Genomic DNA, 18,417 nt, shown 5'->3' with positions numbered 1-18,417 from the left:
TGCCATGGCGCAGGCAATGAAAATCGCGATCGTCGACGACGAACAGGACATGAGACAATCCATCTCCCAATGGTTGTCCCTGTCCGGTTTCGAGACGGAGACCTTTCCGTCTGCCGAGGACGCCTTGAAGGTGATCGGGCAAGATTATCCCGGGGTCATCATTTCGGACATCAAGATGCCCGGCATTGACGGCATGGGGTTCCTGAAAAAACTGATGAGCCTCGACAGCTCGTTGCCCGTGATCATGATCACCGGTCATGGTGATGTGCCGATGGCGGTCGAAGCGATGCGGGTGGGGGCCTTCGATTTCCTTGAAAAACCATTCAACCCGGATCAACTGACCAACCTGGCCAAGAAGGCCACGCATAAGCGCCGGTTGGCCATGGATGCCCGCGCGCTGCGCCGGGAATTGTCCGATGGTTCGACCATCATGAAAAAGCTGATCGGCGCATCGCCGGTCATGTCGCGTTTGCGCGAGGATATTCTGGATATCGGGCAGTCGGACGGTCATGTGCTGATCGAAGGCGAAACCGGCACCGGCAAGACATTGGTGGCCCATGCGCTGCACGCTGTCGGCGCGAAGGCCGGCAAGAAATTTGTCGTTGCCACTTGCGCAGGGCAGGAAGAAGACGATCTGACCCGTCGCCTGTTCGGCCCGATGGAAGACGGCGGCCCGCAGCCCTTGGTCGAGGAAGCGCGCGGTGGCACTCTCGTTCTCGAAGACATCGAGGCATTGCCGATGGGTCTACAGGCCCGCCTTTTAACATGGATGAACGATCAGGGGACGCCCGCTGAAACGCGTGTTGTCGCGATCTGCAATCTGCAAGAACAGGGTAAGACCTGCGAGGATTGCCTGCGCCCGGATCTGTTCTATCGTCTGGCGGCGATGAAGATCACCCTGCCACCCCTGCGGCAACGGGGCGAAGATATCCTGATGCTTTTCACCGGCTTTGCGGACCAGTTCGCCGACGAATACGGATGCGCTGCCCCGACGGTCAGCGCCCAGGAAGCCGCCCAGCTTCTGCAAGCGCCATGGCCCGGCAATATCCGTCAGTTGATCAACATCGCCGAACGGGCCGTGTTGCAGTCGCGGCGCGGCACTGGCACGATCTCGTCGCTTCTGATGTCGGACCATGACGAGGTGCAGCCGGTCATGACGACCGAGGGCAAGCCGTTGAAAGAATACGTTGAAGCGTTTGAGCGGATGCTGATCGACAACACGATGCGCCGCCATAAAGGCTCGATCGTCGGGGTGATGGACGAGCTGTGCCTGCCCCGCCGGACCCTGAACGAGAAGATGGCAAAATACGGGCTGCAACGATCTGACTATCTTAATTAAATGGTGGACGCAGTGGGATTGGCACCACTGTGCGCATCCTATTGCTTGATTGGCGTCAACCGGTCGACTAATCTCTGGTTGTTTACATGTTAAGCAATTGGAGGTCGCGATGAAAGCGCCTGAAAACAAGCTGAAACGCGCGCTTGGCGCGGGCAACATGCAGGTTGGTCTTTGGCTGAACCTCGGCAGTCCGTCTGCGACAGAGCTTGTTGGCGGCACCGGTTATGATTGGGCGCTGATCGACGGTGAACATGCGCCTTATGATCCCGTCCTTATTCAAACGCAATTGCGCGTGCTTGGGCAGTTCGACATCTCGCCTATCGTGAGGGTGCCGATTGGGGAAGACTGGGTGATCAAGCAGGTGATGGATCTGGGCGCGCAAAGCCTTCTGGTGCCGTTGGTCGACACCGGCGAGCAAGCGGCAAGTCTGGTGGCAGCCACACGCTATGCGCCAGAGGGGCGACGCGGCATGGGGTCGGGGGTCGCACGGGTTGCACGTTTTGGGCAGGTCGACGAATATCTGACAAACGCGAATGACGAAACATGTCTGATCGTGCAGGCCGAAACCCGCCTTGCCGTTGAAAATATTGATGAAATCGCAGGCACGGACGGGGTTGACTGCGTCTTTATCGGACCGGCTGATCTGTCGGCTGACATGGGCCATCGCGGCAATCCCGGCCACACGGACGTGAAAGAGGCGATTGCACATACGGTGGAGCGCATCCAAGCGGCCGGTAAAGCGGCGGGTATTCTGCATTATGACCACGCCAATTTCGGCTATTACGCTGATCTTGGTGTGACATTTCTTGGGGTAGGGTCCGAGGCCTCGCTTCTGCGTCTTGCACTGGCTGAAAACCTGCGGACCGCGCGCGCGGCAACCACCGCCTGATCCCGAAAGTTCTGGGCGGATCGCGACCAACGTCGCGACATGCGGCAATCCGACAAGACAGCAGGGCTTTCGTTGTGTGGCCACTCGGGTTAAATGAGCCAAGTTGTGTTCAAGGATTGCGCTTCAAGGATTCCCCGATGGCCAAAGCCCCGTATTTTCCGCCACCTCCGCCCCTGCCGCCGAAGACCCGGATGTTTCAACGGATGCCGCCTGCGGTGTTCACTCCGATCATGGGGGCATTCGGGCTTGGTTTGGCGTGGCGGCGTGCCGCCGATATACTGGCTGCTCCCGCCGCGATCGGAGAGATTATGCTGGGTGCCCTGACCTTGCTTTATCTTTTCAGCCTAGCGGCTTATGCCATGAAATTCATGCAGCGCACCGGCATTTTTTCCGAGGATCTGCGTGTGTTGCCGGGCCGTGCGGGTCTGGCGGCCATGGTGTTGACCGGTTATCTGCTTGCTGCCACCATTGAACCGTTCTCGCTGGTTTTGGCGGGGGCGATGCTTCTTTTGACCTTTGCGGCGCATGTAATGCTTGCCGGCCGGGTCATCTACAAGCTGATCACCGGACCGGTCGAGACACGGATTGTAACGCCCGTCTGGCACCTGATCTTTGCCGGTTTCGTGCTGATCCCGCTGGCCGCCGTGCCGCTTGGCTGGACCGGTTTTGCCACCATTGCGTTCTGGGGCGGGTTCTTTGTCGCCGCGATTGTCTGGGGTGCCAGTGCCGCCCAGTTTCTGCGCACCCGCATCCCCGGCCCGCTGCGTCCGCTGTTGGCCATCCACCTGGTCCCGGCAAGCGTGTTGGGCACCGGCGCTTATCTGTTGGGAGAGACGCAGATGGCCTTGGTGTTCAGCGTTATGTCCATAATCATCCTGAGCGGGTTGATCGGGTGTGCGCGTTGGCTGTTGAAGGCCGGGTTCAGCCCGCTTTGGGGCGCGTTCACCTTCCCTCTGGCAGCATTTTCCAGCCTCATGCAACTGGGTGCCGTGGTCACAAGCAGCGACATCTTGCGGATTGTTGCGGGTGCAAGTCTGGTCGCCGCCACACTCATCATATTGCCGATCATTTATAAGATCATTCAGATGTGGACCCAAGGCGTGTTGGCAGCGAAAACCAACGCCGCAACGGCCTAGGTGTCAGGATCAAACGGCGCGAGAGCGGCCTGGGTTTTCTTGGTCAGGCTCGCCCGGATCAGCGCATAGGATCGGTGAATGCGGTGGGTCAGCTCGTCCTGCCCCACATCCAATGGCAACAGCACCCAAGACCGATGGAAATAAGGGGCTTTGATGCCCACTCCGGCCTCGATCAGCATCGCGGCGGTCTCAATATCAGGGGTCTTGACCGACACACCTTCGGTCACAGCCCCCATGGCCGCGAAGATCTTGCCGCCCACTTTCCACACGTCATGGCCGGGTCCGAACGGTTCGGACCAGTCCGCGCCGGGCAGGGTCTTGCAGATGTTGTTCACAGCGTCACGTGTCATGGGCGCACGATAACCCGCTTGGCAGGCGCGGGGAAGGGTGTTAGCGTGTGTCGCATGAAACGGAAAAGCATCAACATTATCTGCTGCATTCCCTGCTGAGACACACAGGCGGGCCGTTCTTCTATTCCATACATGTCAGGAAGTTGCTAAGCCCGCCGCGGGATGACGCTTGCGCGGACGCACGAGGACATAATGGAAGTTAAAATTCAACTCCACGATACAATGCAACGGAAGAAGCGGCCCTTCGAGCCGATCAACCGCGATGATGTCCGCATGTATGTCTGCGGGCCGACCGTCTATGACCGCGCCCATCTGGGCAATGCGCGCCCCGTGGTGGTGTTTGATGTGCTCTATCGCCTGCTGCGCCATGTCTATGGGCCGGATCACGTGACCTATGTGCGCAACTTCACCGACGTGGATGACAAGATCAACGCAACCGCACTGGCCCGCAAGGAAGCGGGTGCCGAAGGCAGCTTGGAAGAGCTGGTGCACGAGCGGTCGGATGAGACCATCGGCTGGTATCTGAACGATATGCGGGCGTTGGGCGCGCTGGACCCGGACGAAATGCCTCGCGCGACCGAGTTCATCGGGCCGATGATCGCCATGATCGAGGATCTGATCGCCAAGGGCCACGCTTATGAGGCCGAAGGGCATGTGCTGTTCGCGGTCGAGAGCTACAAGAACTATGGTCGTCTGTCTGGCCGGTCCGTCGATGACATGATCGCCGGTGCTCGGGTCGAGGTTGCACCCTATAAGCGCAACCCGATGGATTTCGTGCTGTGGAAGCCCTCGACCGATGATCTGCCGGGGTGGGACAGCCCCTGGGGTCGGGGCCGTCCGGGTTGGCATATCGAATGCTCGGCCATGAGCTATGAATTGTTGGGGGCGACCTTCGACATCCACGGCGGCGGCAACGATTTGCAGTTCCCGCACCATGAGAACGAGATTGCCCAGTCGAAATGCGCCCATCCCGACGCCGGGTTTGCGAACTACTGGCTGCACAACGAGATGTTGCAGGTCGAGGGCAAGAAGATGTCCAAGTCGTTGGGCAATTTCTTCACCGTGCATGATCTGTTGGAACAAGGCGTGCCGGGCGAGGTGATCCGGTTTGTGTTCCTTGGCACGCATTATCGCAAGCCGATGGATTGGACGGAAAAGAAGCGGGCGGAGGCGGAGTCCCATTTGCGCCATTGGCACAAACTAGAGCGACAAGGGTTAAGCAAAAAACTTGAAGACGACGAAATAGCCGATCTTGTCGATCAGCAGTTACTTGACGCCCTTGGCGATGATCTGAACACGCATGAGGCCATGCTGCGCTTGAAGCAACTCCGCAAGGAAGCGGAAATGTTTGCCGAGAAGGACTCGGAGGCAATGCGGCGCTTCTTCGCGAATGTCCGCTTCATGGGATTTACTGATCTCGACGTAGGCCGATTGAACACAATGGCATACATCAAGGAGGCAGTCGACGAGGTCCTGCTGAACAGTATGATTGCTGAGTTGCAATCCGCTCGCACCGCAAAAGACTGGGCGAAAGCGGATTCCATCAAGGCTAATCTAGAAGCAGCCGGCGTTAAGATCATGATCGGGCCGGACAAGGTCGACTACGAATTCACCGCCGACTTCGACCCCTCCAAGCTGGAGGGCCTGTGATGCCTTCACTTCAAAGCAAAACACAGGTTCGCCCACGACCCGAGGGTGGGGGTGTCTTCGCCCCCGCCCTGGGGGGCGGGGCGGGGGCGAACCGGGCCGCAGGCGACCCGGTGTGTCAAATGCAATCGGGCGCTGGCCGTGCCGCAAGCGCCACGGCCGGGGGGGCAGGACTATGACCGAACGCCTCTACCTCTACGACACCACGCTTCGTGACGGCCAGCAAACCCAAGGCGTGCAGTTCTCGCTCACTGAGAAACAGCAGATCGCAACCGCGTTGGACAGCCTTGGCGTCGACTATATCGAAGGCGGCTGGCCCGGCGCGAACCCGACTGACAGTGACTTTTTCGCCGCCGCCCCCAAGACCCGTGCGACCTTCACCGCGTTTGGGATGACCAAACGGGCAGGGCGCTCGGCCGAGAATGACGAGGTGCTGGCGGGCGTGATGAACGCGGGCACGCCTGCGGTCTGTCTGGTGGGCAAAAGCCATGATTTCCACGTCACCACCGCGTTGGGGATCGAACTGGACGAGAACGTGGAAAACATCCGCGCTTCGGTCGCTCATCTGGTCGCGCAGGGGCGCGAGGCGCTTTACGATGCGGAACATTTCTTTGACGGCTACAAGGCCAACCCCGACTATGCGTTGAAGTGCCTGAAAGCCGCTTTTGACGCAGGCGCGCGCTGGATCGTGCTGTGTGACACCAATGGCGGCACGCTGCCGCACGAAGTGCACCAGATCACCAAAGCGGTGATCGCGGCAGGTCTTCCCGGCGATCATCTGGGCATCCACACCCATGACGACACCGGCAACGCGGTGGCATGCTCTCTGGCCGCCATCGACGCGGGCGCACGGCAGGTTCAAGGCACGCTGAACGGGCTGGGCGAGCGTTGCGGCAACGCCAATCTGACGACGCTGATCCCGGTGCTCTTGCTGAAAGAACCCTATGCCAGCCAGTTTGAAACCGGCGTCAAACGGGATGCCCTTCAAGGCCTGACCCGCATATCTCGCAAGCTGGATGACATCCTGAACCGCGTCCCGAATAAAGCGTCGCCCTTTGTCGGCTCGTCCGCCTTTGCACATAAGGCGGGGTTGCACGCGTCTGCCATTCTGAAAGACCCGACGACCTATGAACACATCCCGCCAGAAACCGTCGGCAATGCCCGTATCGTGCCGATGTCCAACCAAGCGGGCCAATCGAACCTGCGCGCGCGGCTGGCCGATGCCGGGATTGACGTCGCGCCGGACGACCCGCGCTTGGGCGACATCCTGAACCGGGTGAAGGAACGTGAAGATCAGGGTTATGCCTATGACAGTGCACAAGCCTCGTTCGAGCTGGTCGCGCGCGACGTGCTGGGACAGTTGCCGAGATTTTTCGAAGTGAAGCGCTACAAGGTCACGATCGAGCGGCGCAAGAACAAACGCAACCAGACGGTCAGCCTGTCTGAGGCTATCGTGGTGGTAAAAATCGGCGATGAAAAGAAGCTGTCCGTGTCGGAAAGCATGGACGCGTCCGGCACCGATCGCGGCCCGGTGAACGCGCTGGCAAAGGCGCTGGCGAAGGATCTTGGCCCCTATCAGGACATCATCGACGACCTGCATCTGGTTGATTTCAAGGTGCGCATCACTCAGGGCGGGACCGAGGCGCAGACACGCGTGATCATAGACAGCGAAGACCGTGACGGCCACCGCTGGTCGACCGTGGGGGTCAGCCCTAACATCGTCGATGCGTCGTTCCAGGCGCTGTTGGATGCCATCACCTGGAAGCTCTTGCGTGACGGGGCCAAGCCTGCATGACCGATGCCCCGCACGATCCCATCGCCGCCTGCGCCGAAATGGTGCAGAAGGGCGACCCCGACCGGTTCATGGCCACAATGACGGGCGATGTAAAGGAACGCAAACGCCTGTTTCCACTCTATGCGTTCAATCTGGAGATCGCGCGCGCGCCTTACATGTCGCAGGAGCCGATGGTCGCAATGATCCGTCTGCAATTCTGGCGCGACGTGATCGAAGCGGCGGTTGAGGGGCGCGAGGCACCGAAACACGATGTTGCAACGCCGCTGTCGCAGCTGGTCATTTGGGGCGATGTGCGCGCAGCGCCTTTGCTGACGATGCTTGAGGCGCGCGAAGGCGATGCGCAGGGCGAGCCGCGTCGCCACACCGACCAGATCCGCGCTTATTCGCGCAGCACCTCGGGGGCGTTGATGCTGGCGGCAGGACAAGCCACAGGGTTGACCGATTTCGAAGGTAATCACGCAAAGGATCATGCATTGGAGGGGTTGGGCGAGGCATTGGGCATTGCCAATTGGCTGATGTCTCAACCGGCGCTGAAGGCGGCGGGCCGGGGGCATGTCCTGCCTGACGTGGACACGATCCGCGAATTGTCCGAGACCGGGCTTCAAGCGCTTGAACACGCGCATACCGTGCTGGGCAAGGGCGGCAACGCCGCGTTGCGCAGCGCGTGGCGAAGTCCTGCGATCTTGCGTCAGGCGCAGAAATCCCCTCATTCGGTCTTGGACGGAACATTGGGCCAGTCCGAATTTTCCCGCCGCGGCGCTTTGCTGTGGTGCAGCCTGTCTGGGCGGTGGTAGCCCGTCACCAGCGCGACCTCGGGCACCTGCGGCACAGATCCTTCATCACAACGCTTGCCAAGAATCACATCCTTGCGTCAGGTAGGCAGGACTGCCTTGAAGCAATTGCCGGGGATGAACGGGATGGTGGCACCGAAACTCTTTTTCACGCGGGACGAATATCAGGACCGGCTGGCAAAGACGCGACGCGAGATGGCGCGACGTGAGCTTGATCTGTTGATCGTCACCGATCCGTCGAATATGAACTGGCTGACGGGTTATGATGGCTGGTCGTTCTATGTCCACCAATGCGTGATTGTCACGATGGACGGCGCGCCGATCTGGTTCGGACGTGGTCAGGACGCAGCAGGCGCGCTGCGCACCTGCCATATGTCGCCGGACAATATCATCGGATACCCCGATCATTACGTGCAATCCACCGAGCGTCATCCGATGGACTACCTTTCCGCCCAACTGGCGGATCGCGGGCTTGGCCACGGCCGCATCGGGGTCGAGATGGACAATTACTGGTTCACCGCCGCCGCCTTTGCGTCACTGCAAATGCACCTGCCCAACGCGCAATTCACCGACGCCACAGCCTTGGTGAACTGGCAACGCGCGGTGAAGTCCGAGGCCGAGATCACCTTTATGCGCCAGGCCGGGCAGATCGTTGGAAAGATGCACCAGCGGATATTCGACAAGGTCGAACCCGGTCTGCGCAAATGCGATCTGGTGGCCGAGATCTATGACGCCGGGCTGCGCCATGACGATACGCTGGGGTATGGGGGCGATTATCCGGCCATCGTGCCTCTGCTGCCGTCCGGCGCGGATGCAGCCGCCCCGCATCTGACCTGGGACGATCAGCCGATGAAATCCGGCGAAGGCACGTTTTTCGAGATCGCAGGCGTCGTCCACCGCTATCACTGCCCGCTGTCGCGCACCGTGTTTCTGGGCAAACCCACGCAGATATTTCTTGACGCCGAGAAGGCAGTGCTTGAGGGGATGGAGGCCGGTTTGGAGAAGGCGCGCGCCGGAAATACCTGTGAAGATATCGCGCTGGCTTTCTTTGATGTGCTGAAGACATACGGGATCGAAAAGGACAACCGCACCGGCTATCCCATCGGTCTGTCCTATCCGCCCGACTGGGGCGAACGCACCATGTCGCTGCGCCCCGGCGACAAGACGGTGCTTGAGGAAAACATGACGTTCCACTTCATGACCGGACTGTGGATGGACGATTGGGGGTTCGAAATCACCGAAAGCATACGCATTGGTATGGACGGACCTGAATGCCTGTCCAATGTGCCGCGCAAGATGTTTGTGAAGGATTAGGCCATGATCAAGAACCCGATCACGCCCACCATTCCGCTGGATCAGGACGGCGAACATCACGGATTTCTCAGACTGCCTTACAGCCGCGATGACAGCGCCTGGGGGTCGATCATGATCCCGATCACGGTCATTCAGAACGGCCCCGGTCCCACGGCGCTTTTGACCGGGGCCAATCATGGCGACGAATATGAAGGGCCGATTGCTTTGCAAGAACTGACCGTGACCCTGAAAGCTGAAGAAATCACGGGGCGGGTGATCATCGTGCCTGCCTTCAATTATCCTGCCTTTCGCGCCGGCACCCGCACGTCGCCCATCGACAAGGGCAACATGAACCGGTCTTTCCCCGGCCGCCCGGACGGCACGCCCACCGAGAAGATTGCCGATTATTTCCAGCGCGTTCTGCTGCCGATGGCCGATATCGCGGTTGATTTCCACTCCGGCGGCAAGACGCTGGATTTCCTGCCCTTCGCTGCGGTGCATATTCTGGACGACAAGGTGCTTGAGGCCGACTGCGTGCGTGCCATGCAGGCGTTCAACGCGCCATATTCGGTTCAATTGCTCGAAATTGACAATGTCGGCATGTATGACACCGCGGTCGAGGATATGGGCAAGGTTCTGGTCACGACGGAACTGGGCGGCGGGGGCACCTCCACCGCGCGCTCCAATGCCATTGCCAAAAAGGGCGTGCGTAACGTGTTGATCCATTGCGGCATTCTGCAAGGCGAGATGCAGATTGACGACACCGTGACCCTGACGATGCCAGATGATAATTGCTTCCTGTTCAGTGAAGGCGATGGACTTTACGAAGCGATGATCGACCTGGGCGATCCGGTTCGAAAGGGTGATGTCGTGGCCCGCCGCTGGTCGCTGGACCGCACCGGCCAGTTGCCGGTTGACTACCACGCCCGACGTGACGGCATATTGATCAGCCGCCATCATCCGGGTCTGGTCAAGTCCGGGGATTGCGTTGCTGTGATCGGTGTGGCCGACCGCTGAGAGCACTGGATTTCGCACCGGTCTTGCGGTATTCCGATTCTGACCCAAGCAATAAAGGCATTGCGCGCTGCTGCTGGGGCTGAGCGGAGCTGACCCGCCCGACCCAACGCCGCAAGACGCCAAGGGTCCATGCGCCAAAGCTCCTATCGTCTGTAAACCCGGCGGCGCGCCGCCTGAACGATTGAGGTAAGCGATGCTTCACAATGACCAACTTGACGCGTGGGATCGCGAAAACTTCTTCCATCCCTCGACCCATCTGGCCCAACACGCGCGCGGCGAAAGCCCGACCCGCGTAATTCGCACCGCATCTGGCGTCCATATCGAGGATCGTGACGGCCACAAGCTGCTGGACGCGTTTGCCGGTCTGTATTGTGTGAATGCCGGCTATGGCCGGCCCGAGATCGCGGATGCCATCGCTGATCAGGCGCGCGAGCTGGCCTATTACCACTCCTATGTGGGTCACGGCACCGAGGCGTCGATCACGCTGGCCAAGATGATCCTGGACCGCGCGCCTGCAAATATGTCGAAGGTCTATTTCGGGCTGGGCGGCTCGGATGCAAACGAGACCAACGTGAAATTGCTGTGGTATTACAACAATATCCTTGGACGGCCCGAGAAGAAGAAGATCATTTCGCGCTGGCGGGGCTATCACGGGTCAGGGCTCGTTACCGGATCGTTGACAGGGCTTGAACTGTTTCACAAAAAATTCGACCTGCCGCTGGCGCAGGTGATTCATACCGAAGCGCCGTATTATTTCCGTCGCGATGACTTGGACCAGAGCGAGGCCGATTTCGTCGCCCATTGCGTGGCCGAGCTTGAGGCGCTGATCGACCGCGAAGGAGCGGGCACCATCGCCGGTTTCATCGGCGAACCGGTTCTGGGCACGGGCGGCATCGTCCCGCCACCCGAAGGCTATTGGGCGGCCATTCAGGCGGTTTTGAAAAAACACGACATCCTGTTGATCGCCGACGAGGTCGTGACCGGGTTTGGACGGCTGGGCACCATGTTCGGGTCGGACCATTACGGCATGACGCCGGACATCATCACCATCGCGAAAGGGCTGACATCGGCCTATGCGCCGCTGTCCGGGTCCATCGTGTCCGACCGGGTTTGGAAAGTGCTGGAGCAAGGCACGGACGAGAACGGCCCGATCGGCCATGGCTGGACTTATTCCGCCCATCCGATCGGCGCGGCGGCGGGGGTTGCGAACCTGAAGCTGATTGATGATCTGAACCTGATTGAGAACGCGGGTAAGGTGGGCAAGTATTTGCAGCAAGGGATGAAAGACGCCCTGTCGGATCATGCCCATGTGGGCGATATTCGGGGCGAGGGGATGCTCTGCGCGGTCGAATTTGTCGAAGACAAGGACAGCCGCAACTTCTTTGACGCCGCCGACAAGATCGGCCCGCAAATCTCAGCCAAGCTGCTAGAGCAGAGCAAGGTCATTGCCCGCGCCATGCCGCAGGGTGACATCTTGGGCTTTGCTCCGCCCTTCTGCCTGACCCGTGACGAGGCAGACACGGTGGTTGCCGCGACCCTGCGCGCCGTGACCTCGGTGTTGGGATAGCGCGAATATCTGATTTGCAAGGGCAGGGCGCAAGCATGTCCTTGCAAATCGACGCTGGTCAATATGGTGTCTAAGGCCAAAGAAATCTTTCCATAGACAAGTATTATTTGCCTTGATAGGGCAATATAATGGATCAGGCAGATTGGATTGACGAGACGGCCACCCAATTGGCCGATCTCTATAGTCGCCAATTCGGGGGCAAACCCGGCGGGCGGTATCGCATATCGGCCAAGTTGCTGCGTCAAATGGCCAGACGGCGCAGGCTGTATGAAAATGACATTCGGCACCTGTCGAGGTGTCTGTTCGAAAAAGGCTATGTGTTGATTGACATGGATGTATTCTTTGTGGTCATGGGCACGAACTCTTTCACCAATTATCGGCGGGCCAATGATGACACGCTTGGACAACACGCATGACAAAGCCTAGAACGGCTCACCCGCAGCAGATCATTGGCTGGCGCGAACATATCTCACTCCCTCAATTCGGTATCTTTGATCTGCCCGCCAAGGTGGACACCGGCGCGCGCACATCGGCGCTTCACGCGGTGGATCAGAATGTGTTTGACCGTGATGGTGCCCCGTGGGTCGAGTTCATGATCCCGTTGAAAAACCGCCGCACCACACGCCGTATCTGTGCGCCCATTCTGGAAGAGCGTGATATCAAGAACACCGGGGGCGTGCCCGAACGGCGGCTGGTCGTGCGCACGACGCTGGTGATCGGCAAGCGGCACTGGCTGATCGACGTTTCGCTGGCCAATCGTGAGAAGATGGAGTTTGATGTGATCCTTGGGCGCAGCGCGATCCGCAGGCACAGAATGCTGGTGGATCCGCGGCGGTCCTATCTGGCCGGTGCGCCGATTGCCGTCATGGCCGCACTTCCGCGCGAAGTAACACCCGGACCGGTGCCCATCCCCGACCTGCACACAGGAGAAGAAGAATGAAAATTGCCATGTTGGCCCGCAATGCAGGTTTGTATTCCCACCAGCGCTTGAAAGAGGCCGCCGAGCAGCGCGGGCACGAGTTGGATATCATCGACACGCTTCGCTGTTACATGAACATCGCATCGCGGCGGCCTGAAGTGTATTACAACGGCGAAAAGCTGCGCCACTATGATGCGGTGATCCCAAGGATCGGCGCGTCCGTGACGTTCTACGGGCTGGCCGTGCTGCGCCAGTTCGAGATGATGGGCGTCTACCCCCTGAACGAATCCGTGGCGATTGGGCGGTCGCGCGACAAGCTGCGCTCGATGCAGCTTTTGGCGCGGGACGGGATCGGCCTGCCGGTCACGACCTTTGCCCATGACCCGAAACAGACGGACGAGGTGTTGAAACTGGCCGGAGGCGCGCCGCTGGTTGTGAAACTGCTGGAAGGCACGCAGGGTATCGGTGTGGTTCTGGCCGACACCAACCGCTCGGCCAAATCCGTGATCGAGGCGTTTCGCGGTGCCAAGGTGAATATCTTGGTGCAGGAGTTCATCAAGGAAGCCGGTGGCACGGATATTCGGGCGCTGGTGGTCGGCGGTCGGGTGATAGCCGCGATGAAGCGCACGGGTGCTGCCGATGATTTCCGGTCGAACTTGCACCGCGGCGGCAGCGCCGAGGCGATCAAGATCTCGCCCGAGGAACGATCAACCGCGGTGCGGGCGGCAAAGTCGATGGGGCTGAATGTCTGTGGCGTCGATATGCTGCGCGCCAATCACGGGGCGGTGGTGATGGAAGTAAACTCCACCCCCGGTCTGGAAGGGGTCGAGAAGGCCACCGGCATCGACGTGGCAGGAAAGATCATCGAGTTTCTTGAGAAAGACATCAAGCGCGGCTCGACCCGGACCAAGGGCAAAGGCTAATGCCGGGCCGCGAACCGTTTCGTCTGGGCGGGGTTGATGTGGCACCGGGCAGCCGCCGGACCATCGACCTGCCGGTCAGCGTCTTGTCGGATCACACGCCGGTCACGATGTCGGCCCATGTCATCCATGGCCGCAAACCCGGCCCCACGATCTTTGTCAGCGCGGGCATTCATGGCGACGAGGTGATAGGCGTTGAGATTGTGCGCCGCCTTTTGACGATCAAGAACCTGCAAACCTTGCGCGGCACCCTGATCTGCGTCCCGATTGTGAACGCCCCCGGTTTTCTGATCCGATCCCGGTATCTGCCGGATCGGCGTGACCTGAACCGCAGCTTTCCGGGGTCTGACACCGGGTCGCTGGCATCGCGGCTGGCAGATATATTCCTGCGCAAGATCGTGTCGCGCTGCGACCTTGGGATTGATCTGCACTCGGCCGCGGCGCATCGGACCAACTTGCCGCAAATCCGTATTTCGCCCGACAATTCCGAGACGCGTCGCTTGGCCCGTCTGTTCGGTGCCCCGGTTGTGCTCCGGTCCCCTTTGCGCGACGGGTCTTTGCGGGCGGCAGCGAAAGAGACGGGCGTCGATGTATTGCTGTATGAAGCGGGCGAGGCCTTGCGTTTTGACGAAATGTCGGTCCGCGCTGGTGTGATGGGCATACTGCGTGTGCTTCTGGATCAGGGGATGATCAGCCGACGAGGCGTTTCGAAAACCAAGGCCGATCCGGCCTTTTGCACCTCAAGCCGCTGGATACGGGCCGGGCAGGGCGGGCTTTTGCGCACCTATAAATCCGAGGGCGACACGGTCAATCAAGGTGATGTTCTGGCGGTTGTCTCGGACCCGTTTGGCGAAGTGGAAGCCGATGTTGTCGCGACCTTGCCGGGCATCATTGTCGGGCGTGCCGTGCTGCCGATTGTGAATGAAGGCGACGCGTTGTTCCATGTTGCCCGGTTCGAAGACAGCAAGGATGCGGATGACAAGATGACAGCCATTTCCGCCCAGCTTGAGGATGATCCATTATTCGACGAGGATGAAATCATCTGACGCGGACGGAGCACGGGTAATGAGACATGAGTGAATATGAAATCCAAACCACCGACGCGCCCGAAGAAGACGGGCTGGTTTTCGCCGTCACTCTGCGTGGTGACGGCAGTGGGACCTTCGCGGATTGGCAGACGGTTGAAAGCTGGACCCCCGAAGACGACGTGATCTGGATCCATCTGGATCGCGCCAGTGACAGGGCGCAGGCCTGGTTGCGTGACCAAAGTGGCTTGTCCCCGGCCACCGCCGAGGCATTGTTGGCGGAAGAAACCCGGCCGCGCGTGTTTCGTGGAAAAACCGGTCTGACCACCGTCATTCGGGGAATGAACCTGAACGCCGGACAAAGGTCCGAGGACATGATTGCGCTTCGCATTTGGTCCGATGGGACGCGGGTGATCACGTTGCGCGATCAACGGCTGCAAAGCGTTCGCGACGTTCTGGCAGCACTTGTGGATCACGGCACCGGACCCGCGACCATCGCCGAGACCTATTTGCGGCTGATCGCGCGTGTGAATGAACGCATCGGGCCGACCATTGATGCAATCGAGGACCAGATCGACGATATCGAAAGCAACCTGGAGACCTATGACACGTCTGCTACACGCAAATCCGTTGCTGATCTGCGCCAAAGGACCGTGATCCTGCGCAGGTATCTTGCCCCACAGCGCACCGCGATGGGCGAGTTGTTGTCTGACCCGCCAGTCTGGGCGGGGGATACCTGGCGCACGAGTTTTCGCGAGACCACGGATCGCGTGATCGGTTATGTCGAAGAGCTGGATCAAGTCAAAGAACGCGCGCTTGTCATCAAGGATGACATTGCCAACGAATTTGCCGAGAAAACCAATCGCACCCTCTACGTGCTGGCGGTGATTTCGGCAGTCTTTCTGCCTCTGTCCTTTCTGACCGGGTTGCTGGGCATCAATGTCGGCGGCATGCCGGGGGTCGCGAACGACAATGCGTTCTGGATCTTCAGCGGAGCAATCGCAGTGCTTCTGGTCGTCGAGATCGCGATGTTCAGATACCTGAAATGGCTTTAGATGTTTGGCAACCGAGGCGCATGTATCTGCACCTCGGCTCGCCGCATGTCTCAGGCACCAAGTTGCGCGGCTTCTTTCGCCAGTTCAGTGATCCGGTCCCAGTCGCCCACCATCACCAGATCACCGGGCGCCACCCATGACCCGCCGACGCAGAGCGTATTGGGAAGCGACAGGTAATCCATAGCATTTTTCAGACTGACCCCCCCGGTGGGGCAAAACCGGATCTGGGGCAGAGGCGAGGCAAGCGATTTCAGAAACGGCGCGCCACCCGCAGCTTCAGCGGGAAAGAATTTCTGCACCGTATAGCCACGTTCCAAAAGGCGCATGGCTTCAGACGCCGATGCTGCACCGGGCAGAAGCGGCAGGTCGTTGGCCTCACACGCATCCAGCAAACGGTCCGTCGCGCCGGGGGATACGCCGAAAGTCGCGCCCGCTGCCTTGGCGTTTTCCACATCTTTCGACGTCAGCAGCGTACCTGCGCCAACAGCGCCACCGTCGACGCGGGACATTTCCGCGATCACCTCAAGGGCGGCATCGGTGCGCAATGTCACCTCAAGCGCGGGCAACCCGCCTGCGACCAGAGCTTGCGCCAAGGGCGCGGCATGGGCGACCTGATCGACGACCAGAACCGGCACAACCGGGGCCAAACGGCAAATTTTTTCGGCGGCAATGCTTGCCTCTTGCGGGGTCATGGTTGTCTCCTCCAGGACAGGGTGCTGGCACCTTCGGTTGCGGGCCGCGCCGCGCGACGGAAGGTTTCAAAAAGTTCACGGCCCATGCCGTCTGTGTTGGCGCTTAGATCGACCTGAACGGCGGGCCGGTCCATGGCACCTTCGGTGATAACTTCAAGCGTGCCCTTGTCCGCGTCCAGACGGATGATATCGCCATCGCGAATACGCGCGATCGGACCACCATCGGCGGCCTCCGGGGCCACGTGAATGGCGGCAGGCACCTTGCCAGACGCACCAGACATCCGGCCATCCGTGACAAGCGCCACCCGTTGGCCGCGCTGCTGCAAGACCGACAGGGTCGGGGTCAGCCCGTGCAGTTCCGGCATGCCGTTGGCGCGCGGCCCTTGGAAGCGGACGACCACGATCATGTCGCCCTCAAGCTCGCCTGCCTTGAAGGCGGCTTTGACGCTGTCCTGATCGTGGAACACGCGGGCAGGCGCTTCGATCAGGTGGTGTTTCGGATCGACCGCCGATACCTTGATCACGCCCTGACCCATATTGCCGGACAATTGCACCAACCCACCGGTTTTCTGGAACGGGTCGGAGGCCGGGCGCAGGATCTTGTCGTTCAGGCTTTCACGCGGGCCGGGTTCCCAACGGACCCGGTTGCCATCCAGTTTCGGGTCCTGCGTATAGGCGGTCAGATCGCCCATGATGGTCTTGGCATCGGGGTGCAACAGCCCGGCCTCCAGCAACTCGCCAATCATGTAACCAAGGCCACCCGCGGCGTGGAAATGGTTCACATCGGCCAGCCCGTTCGGATAGACCCGCGCCATCAGGGGAACAATGGCCGAGATATCGGCGAAGTCTTCAAGTGTCAGAATAATGCCCGCCGCCCGCGCCATGGCAGGCAGGTGTAGGACAAGGTTGGTTGAGCCGCCGGTTGCCATCAGCCCAACAAGCCCGTTTACGAACGCCTTTTCATCCAGAACGTGACCCGCAGGGGTAAAGCCTGCGCTTCCGTCCTTGCTGATCGCCAGCGCCCGGCGTGTGCCTTCGGCGGTCAACGCGTCCCGCAGGTCGGTATGCGGCGTGACAAAGGACGCGCCTGGCAGGTGCAGCCCCATGAACTCCATCAGCATCTGGTTGGTGTTGGCGGTGCCATAAAAGGTGCAAGTGCCGGGGCCGTGATAGGCCGCCATCTCGGCCGCCATCAGTTCCTTGCGTCCGACCTCGCCGGTGGCGAATTGTGTGCGCACCTTGGCCTTTTCGTCGTTTGACAGGCCTGATGTCATCGGCCCGGCCGGCAGGAACACCGCCGGGATATGCCCGAAACTCGCCGCGGCAATGACCAGTCCCGGGACGATCTTGTCACAGACGCCAAGGAAGAGGGCCGCATCGAAAGTGTTGTGACTCAGCGCCACGGACGAGGCCAGCGCGATCACATCACGTGAAAACAGGCTCAACTCCATCCCGGTTTCGCCCTGCGTGACGCCATCGCACATGGCAGGTACGCCGCCGGCGACCTGCGCCGTCGCACCTTCGTCGCGCGCGATCTGTTTGATCAGGTCAGGATAGGTCGCGAAAGGCGCGTGAGCGGACAGCATGTCATTATAGGCCGTGACGATGCCAAGATTGGGCGCGCGACCCTCGGCCAGTCGATCCTGGTCAGGTCCGGCCCCGGCATAGGCGTGCGCCTGCCCGGAACAACTCAGATGCGCGCGCCGGGGTCCGTCCTCAGCCGCGCGGTTGATTTTATCCAGATAAGCTTGCCGCGTGTCGTTGGATCGGGTGATGATCCGCTCGGTTACCTTTAGAAGATCGCTGTTCAGGGTCATGGCTGCGTTCCTGTTCCTCATCTTTGCAGTATGGCACAGATGGTTGGGTTCAGGGGCTTCTAACAGGAAATGATAGCGCTAACAACCTTTATCCGGTGCGATTTGATGCACGCATCGGCTTTGAGGCTTTCAAAGCGTGAACGCAGGGGCTAGTCAGGGCAAAAC

At 60.1% G+C, this 18,417-nt stretch carries 17 protein-coding genes; 14 read left to right on the top strand and 3 right to left on the bottom strand.

From position 1 onward, the window contains the following. The first annotated feature begins 4 nt into the window (after positions 1 to 4). From BMY55_RS09765 to BMY55_RS09755, 3 genes are all read left to right on the top strand, one after another. A complete protein-coding gene (locus BMY55_RS09765) occupies positions 5 to 1,339 on the top strand; it encodes a sigma-54-dependent transcriptional regulator (RefSeq protein ID WP_091432299.1) in 1,335 nt (444 codons plus the stop codon). A 109-nt stretch (positions 1,340 to 1,448) separates the two neighbouring features. Beyond that, the gene (locus BMY55_RS09760) at positions 1,449 to 2,228 is read left to right on the top strand and encodes an HpcH/HpaI aldolase family protein (RefSeq protein WP_218142239.1); all 780 of its coding nucleotides are present in this window, start codon (positions 1,449 to 1,451) and stop codon (positions 2,226 to 2,228) included. Positions 2,229 to 2,365: 137 nt separating this feature from the next. Next, positions 2,366 to 3,364: a TDT family transporter gene (locus tag BMY55_RS09755; RefSeq protein WP_091430282.1), complete on the top strand. Its 999-nt coding sequence runs from the start codon at positions 2,366 to 2,368 to the stop codon at positions 3,362 to 3,364. Here the strand turns inward: BMY55_RS09755 and BMY55_RS09750 are convergent. Continuing rightward, positions 3,361 to 3,714: an MmcQ/YjbR family DNA-binding protein gene (locus BMY55_RS09750; RefSeq protein ID WP_091430280.1), complete on the bottom strand. Its 354-nt coding sequence runs from the start codon at positions 3,712 to 3,714 to the stop codon at positions 3,361 to 3,363. The genes BMY55_RS09755 and BMY55_RS09750 overlap by 4 nt on opposite strands. A 222-nt stretch (positions 3,715 to 3,936) precedes the next feature. Here BMY55_RS09750 and cysS point away from each other — a divergent pair, with 222 nt between their 5' ends. The 11 genes from cysS to BMY55_RS09695 all read left to right on the top strand — a co-directional run bounded on the left by cysS (position 3,937) and on the right by BMY55_RS09695 (position 15,743). Further along, positions 3,937 to 5,364, top strand: coding sequence for a cysteine--tRNA ligase (cysS, locus tag BMY55_RS09745; protein ID WP_245744705.1), 1,428 nt, complete (start codon positions 3,937 to 3,939; stop codon positions 5,362 to 5,364). Positions 5,365 to 5,536: 172 nt separating this feature from the next. Further along, complete coding sequence (gene cimA / locus BMY55_RS09740; RefSeq protein WP_091430279.1) at positions 5,537 to 7,156, top strand: citramalate synthase; 1,620 nt, start codon at positions 5,537 to 5,539, stop codon at positions 7,154 to 7,156. Then, positions 7,153 to 7,950, top strand: coding sequence for a squalene/phytoene synthase family protein (locus BMY55_RS09735; protein ID WP_091430277.1), 798 nt, complete (start codon positions 7,153 to 7,155; stop codon positions 7,948 to 7,950). The genes cimA and BMY55_RS09735 overlap by 4 nt, the downstream gene beginning before the upstream one ends. Positions 7,951 to 8,073: 123 nt before the next feature. Beyond that, the gene (gene doeA / locus BMY55_RS09730) at positions 8,074 to 9,261 is read left to right on the top strand and encodes an ectoine hydrolase DoeA (protein ID WP_091432292.1); all 1,188 of its coding nucleotides are present in this window, start codon (positions 8,074 to 8,076) and stop codon (positions 9,259 to 9,261) included. Between the two features lie 3 nt (positions 9,262 to 9,264). Then, on the top strand, positions 9,265 to 10,257 hold the full coding sequence (gene doeB / locus BMY55_RS09725) for a N(2)-acetyl-L-2,4-diaminobutanoate deacetylase DoeB (protein ID WP_091430275.1): 993 nt from the start codon (positions 9,265 to 9,267) through the stop codon (positions 10,255 to 10,257). Between the two features lie 193 nt (positions 10,258 to 10,450). After that, positions 10,451 to 11,824, top strand: a complete 1,374-nt coding sequence (locus BMY55_RS09720; protein ID WP_091430273.1) for an aspartate aminotransferase family protein — start codon at positions 10,451 to 10,453, stop codon at positions 11,822 to 11,824. A 128-nt stretch (positions 11,825 to 11,952) separates the two neighbouring features. Next, positions 11,953 to 12,240, top strand: a complete 288-nt coding sequence (locus BMY55_RS09715; RefSeq protein WP_091430272.1) for a hypothetical protein — start codon at positions 11,953 to 11,955, stop codon at positions 12,238 to 12,240. Beyond that, positions 12,237 to 12,764 carry an ATP-dependent zinc protease family protein gene (locus tag BMY55_RS09710; protein ID WP_091430269.1) on the top strand — a complete coding sequence of 176 codons (528 nt, stop codon included), beginning with the start codon at positions 12,237 to 12,239 and terminating at the stop codon, positions 12,762 to 12,764. Before BMY55_RS09715 ends, BMY55_RS09710 begins: the two co-directional genes overlap by 4 nt. After that, entirely contained in the window at positions 12,761 to 13,666 is a 906-nt protein-coding gene (rimK, locus tag BMY55_RS09705; RefSeq protein WP_091430268.1) for a 30S ribosomal protein S6--L-glutamate ligase, read from the top strand. The genes BMY55_RS09710 and rimK overlap by 4 nt, the downstream gene beginning before the upstream one ends. Beyond that, entirely contained in the window at positions 13,666 to 14,709 is a 1,044-nt protein-coding gene (locus BMY55_RS09700) for a succinylglutamate desuccinylase/aspartoacylase family protein (RefSeq protein WP_091430266.1), read from the top strand. The genes rimK and BMY55_RS09700 overlap by 1 nt, the downstream gene beginning before the upstream one ends. Before the next feature lie 26 nt (positions 14,710 to 14,735). Next, positions 14,736 to 15,743: a zinc transporter ZntB gene (locus BMY55_RS09695; RefSeq protein WP_091430264.1), complete on the top strand. Its 1,008-nt coding sequence runs from the start codon at positions 14,736 to 14,738 to the stop codon at positions 15,741 to 15,743. A 50-nt stretch (positions 15,744 to 15,793) separates the two neighbouring features. Here BMY55_RS09695 and eda read toward each other — a convergent pair whose 3' ends face one another. Both eda and edd read right to left on the bottom strand, forming a co-directional pair. Then, positions 15,794 to 16,435 (bottom strand): bifunctional 4-hydroxy-2-oxoglutarate aldolase/2-dehydro-3-deoxy-phosphogluconate aldolase, encoded by a 642-nt coding sequence (eda, locus tag BMY55_RS09690; protein WP_091430263.1) that lies wholly within the window; start codon positions 16,433 to 16,435, stop codon positions 15,794 to 15,796. Continuing rightward, on the bottom strand, positions 16,432 to 18,252 hold the full coding sequence (gene edd, locus BMY55_RS09685) for a phosphogluconate dehydratase (RefSeq protein WP_091430261.1): 1,821 nt from the start codon (positions 18,250 to 18,252) through the stop codon (positions 16,432 to 16,434). The genes eda and edd overlap by 4 nt, the downstream gene beginning before the upstream one ends. Positions 18,253 to 18,417: the final 165 nt, after the last annotated feature.

This window comes from Aliiroseovarius sediminilitoris, assembly GCF_900109955.1.
Lineage (GTDB): Bacteria > Pseudomonadota > Alphaproteobacteria > Rhodobacterales > Rhodobacteraceae > Aliiroseovarius > Aliiroseovarius sediminilitoris.
Note: the sequence above shows the minus strand (reverse complement) of the source record. Positions and strands in the feature narration are given on the sequence as shown.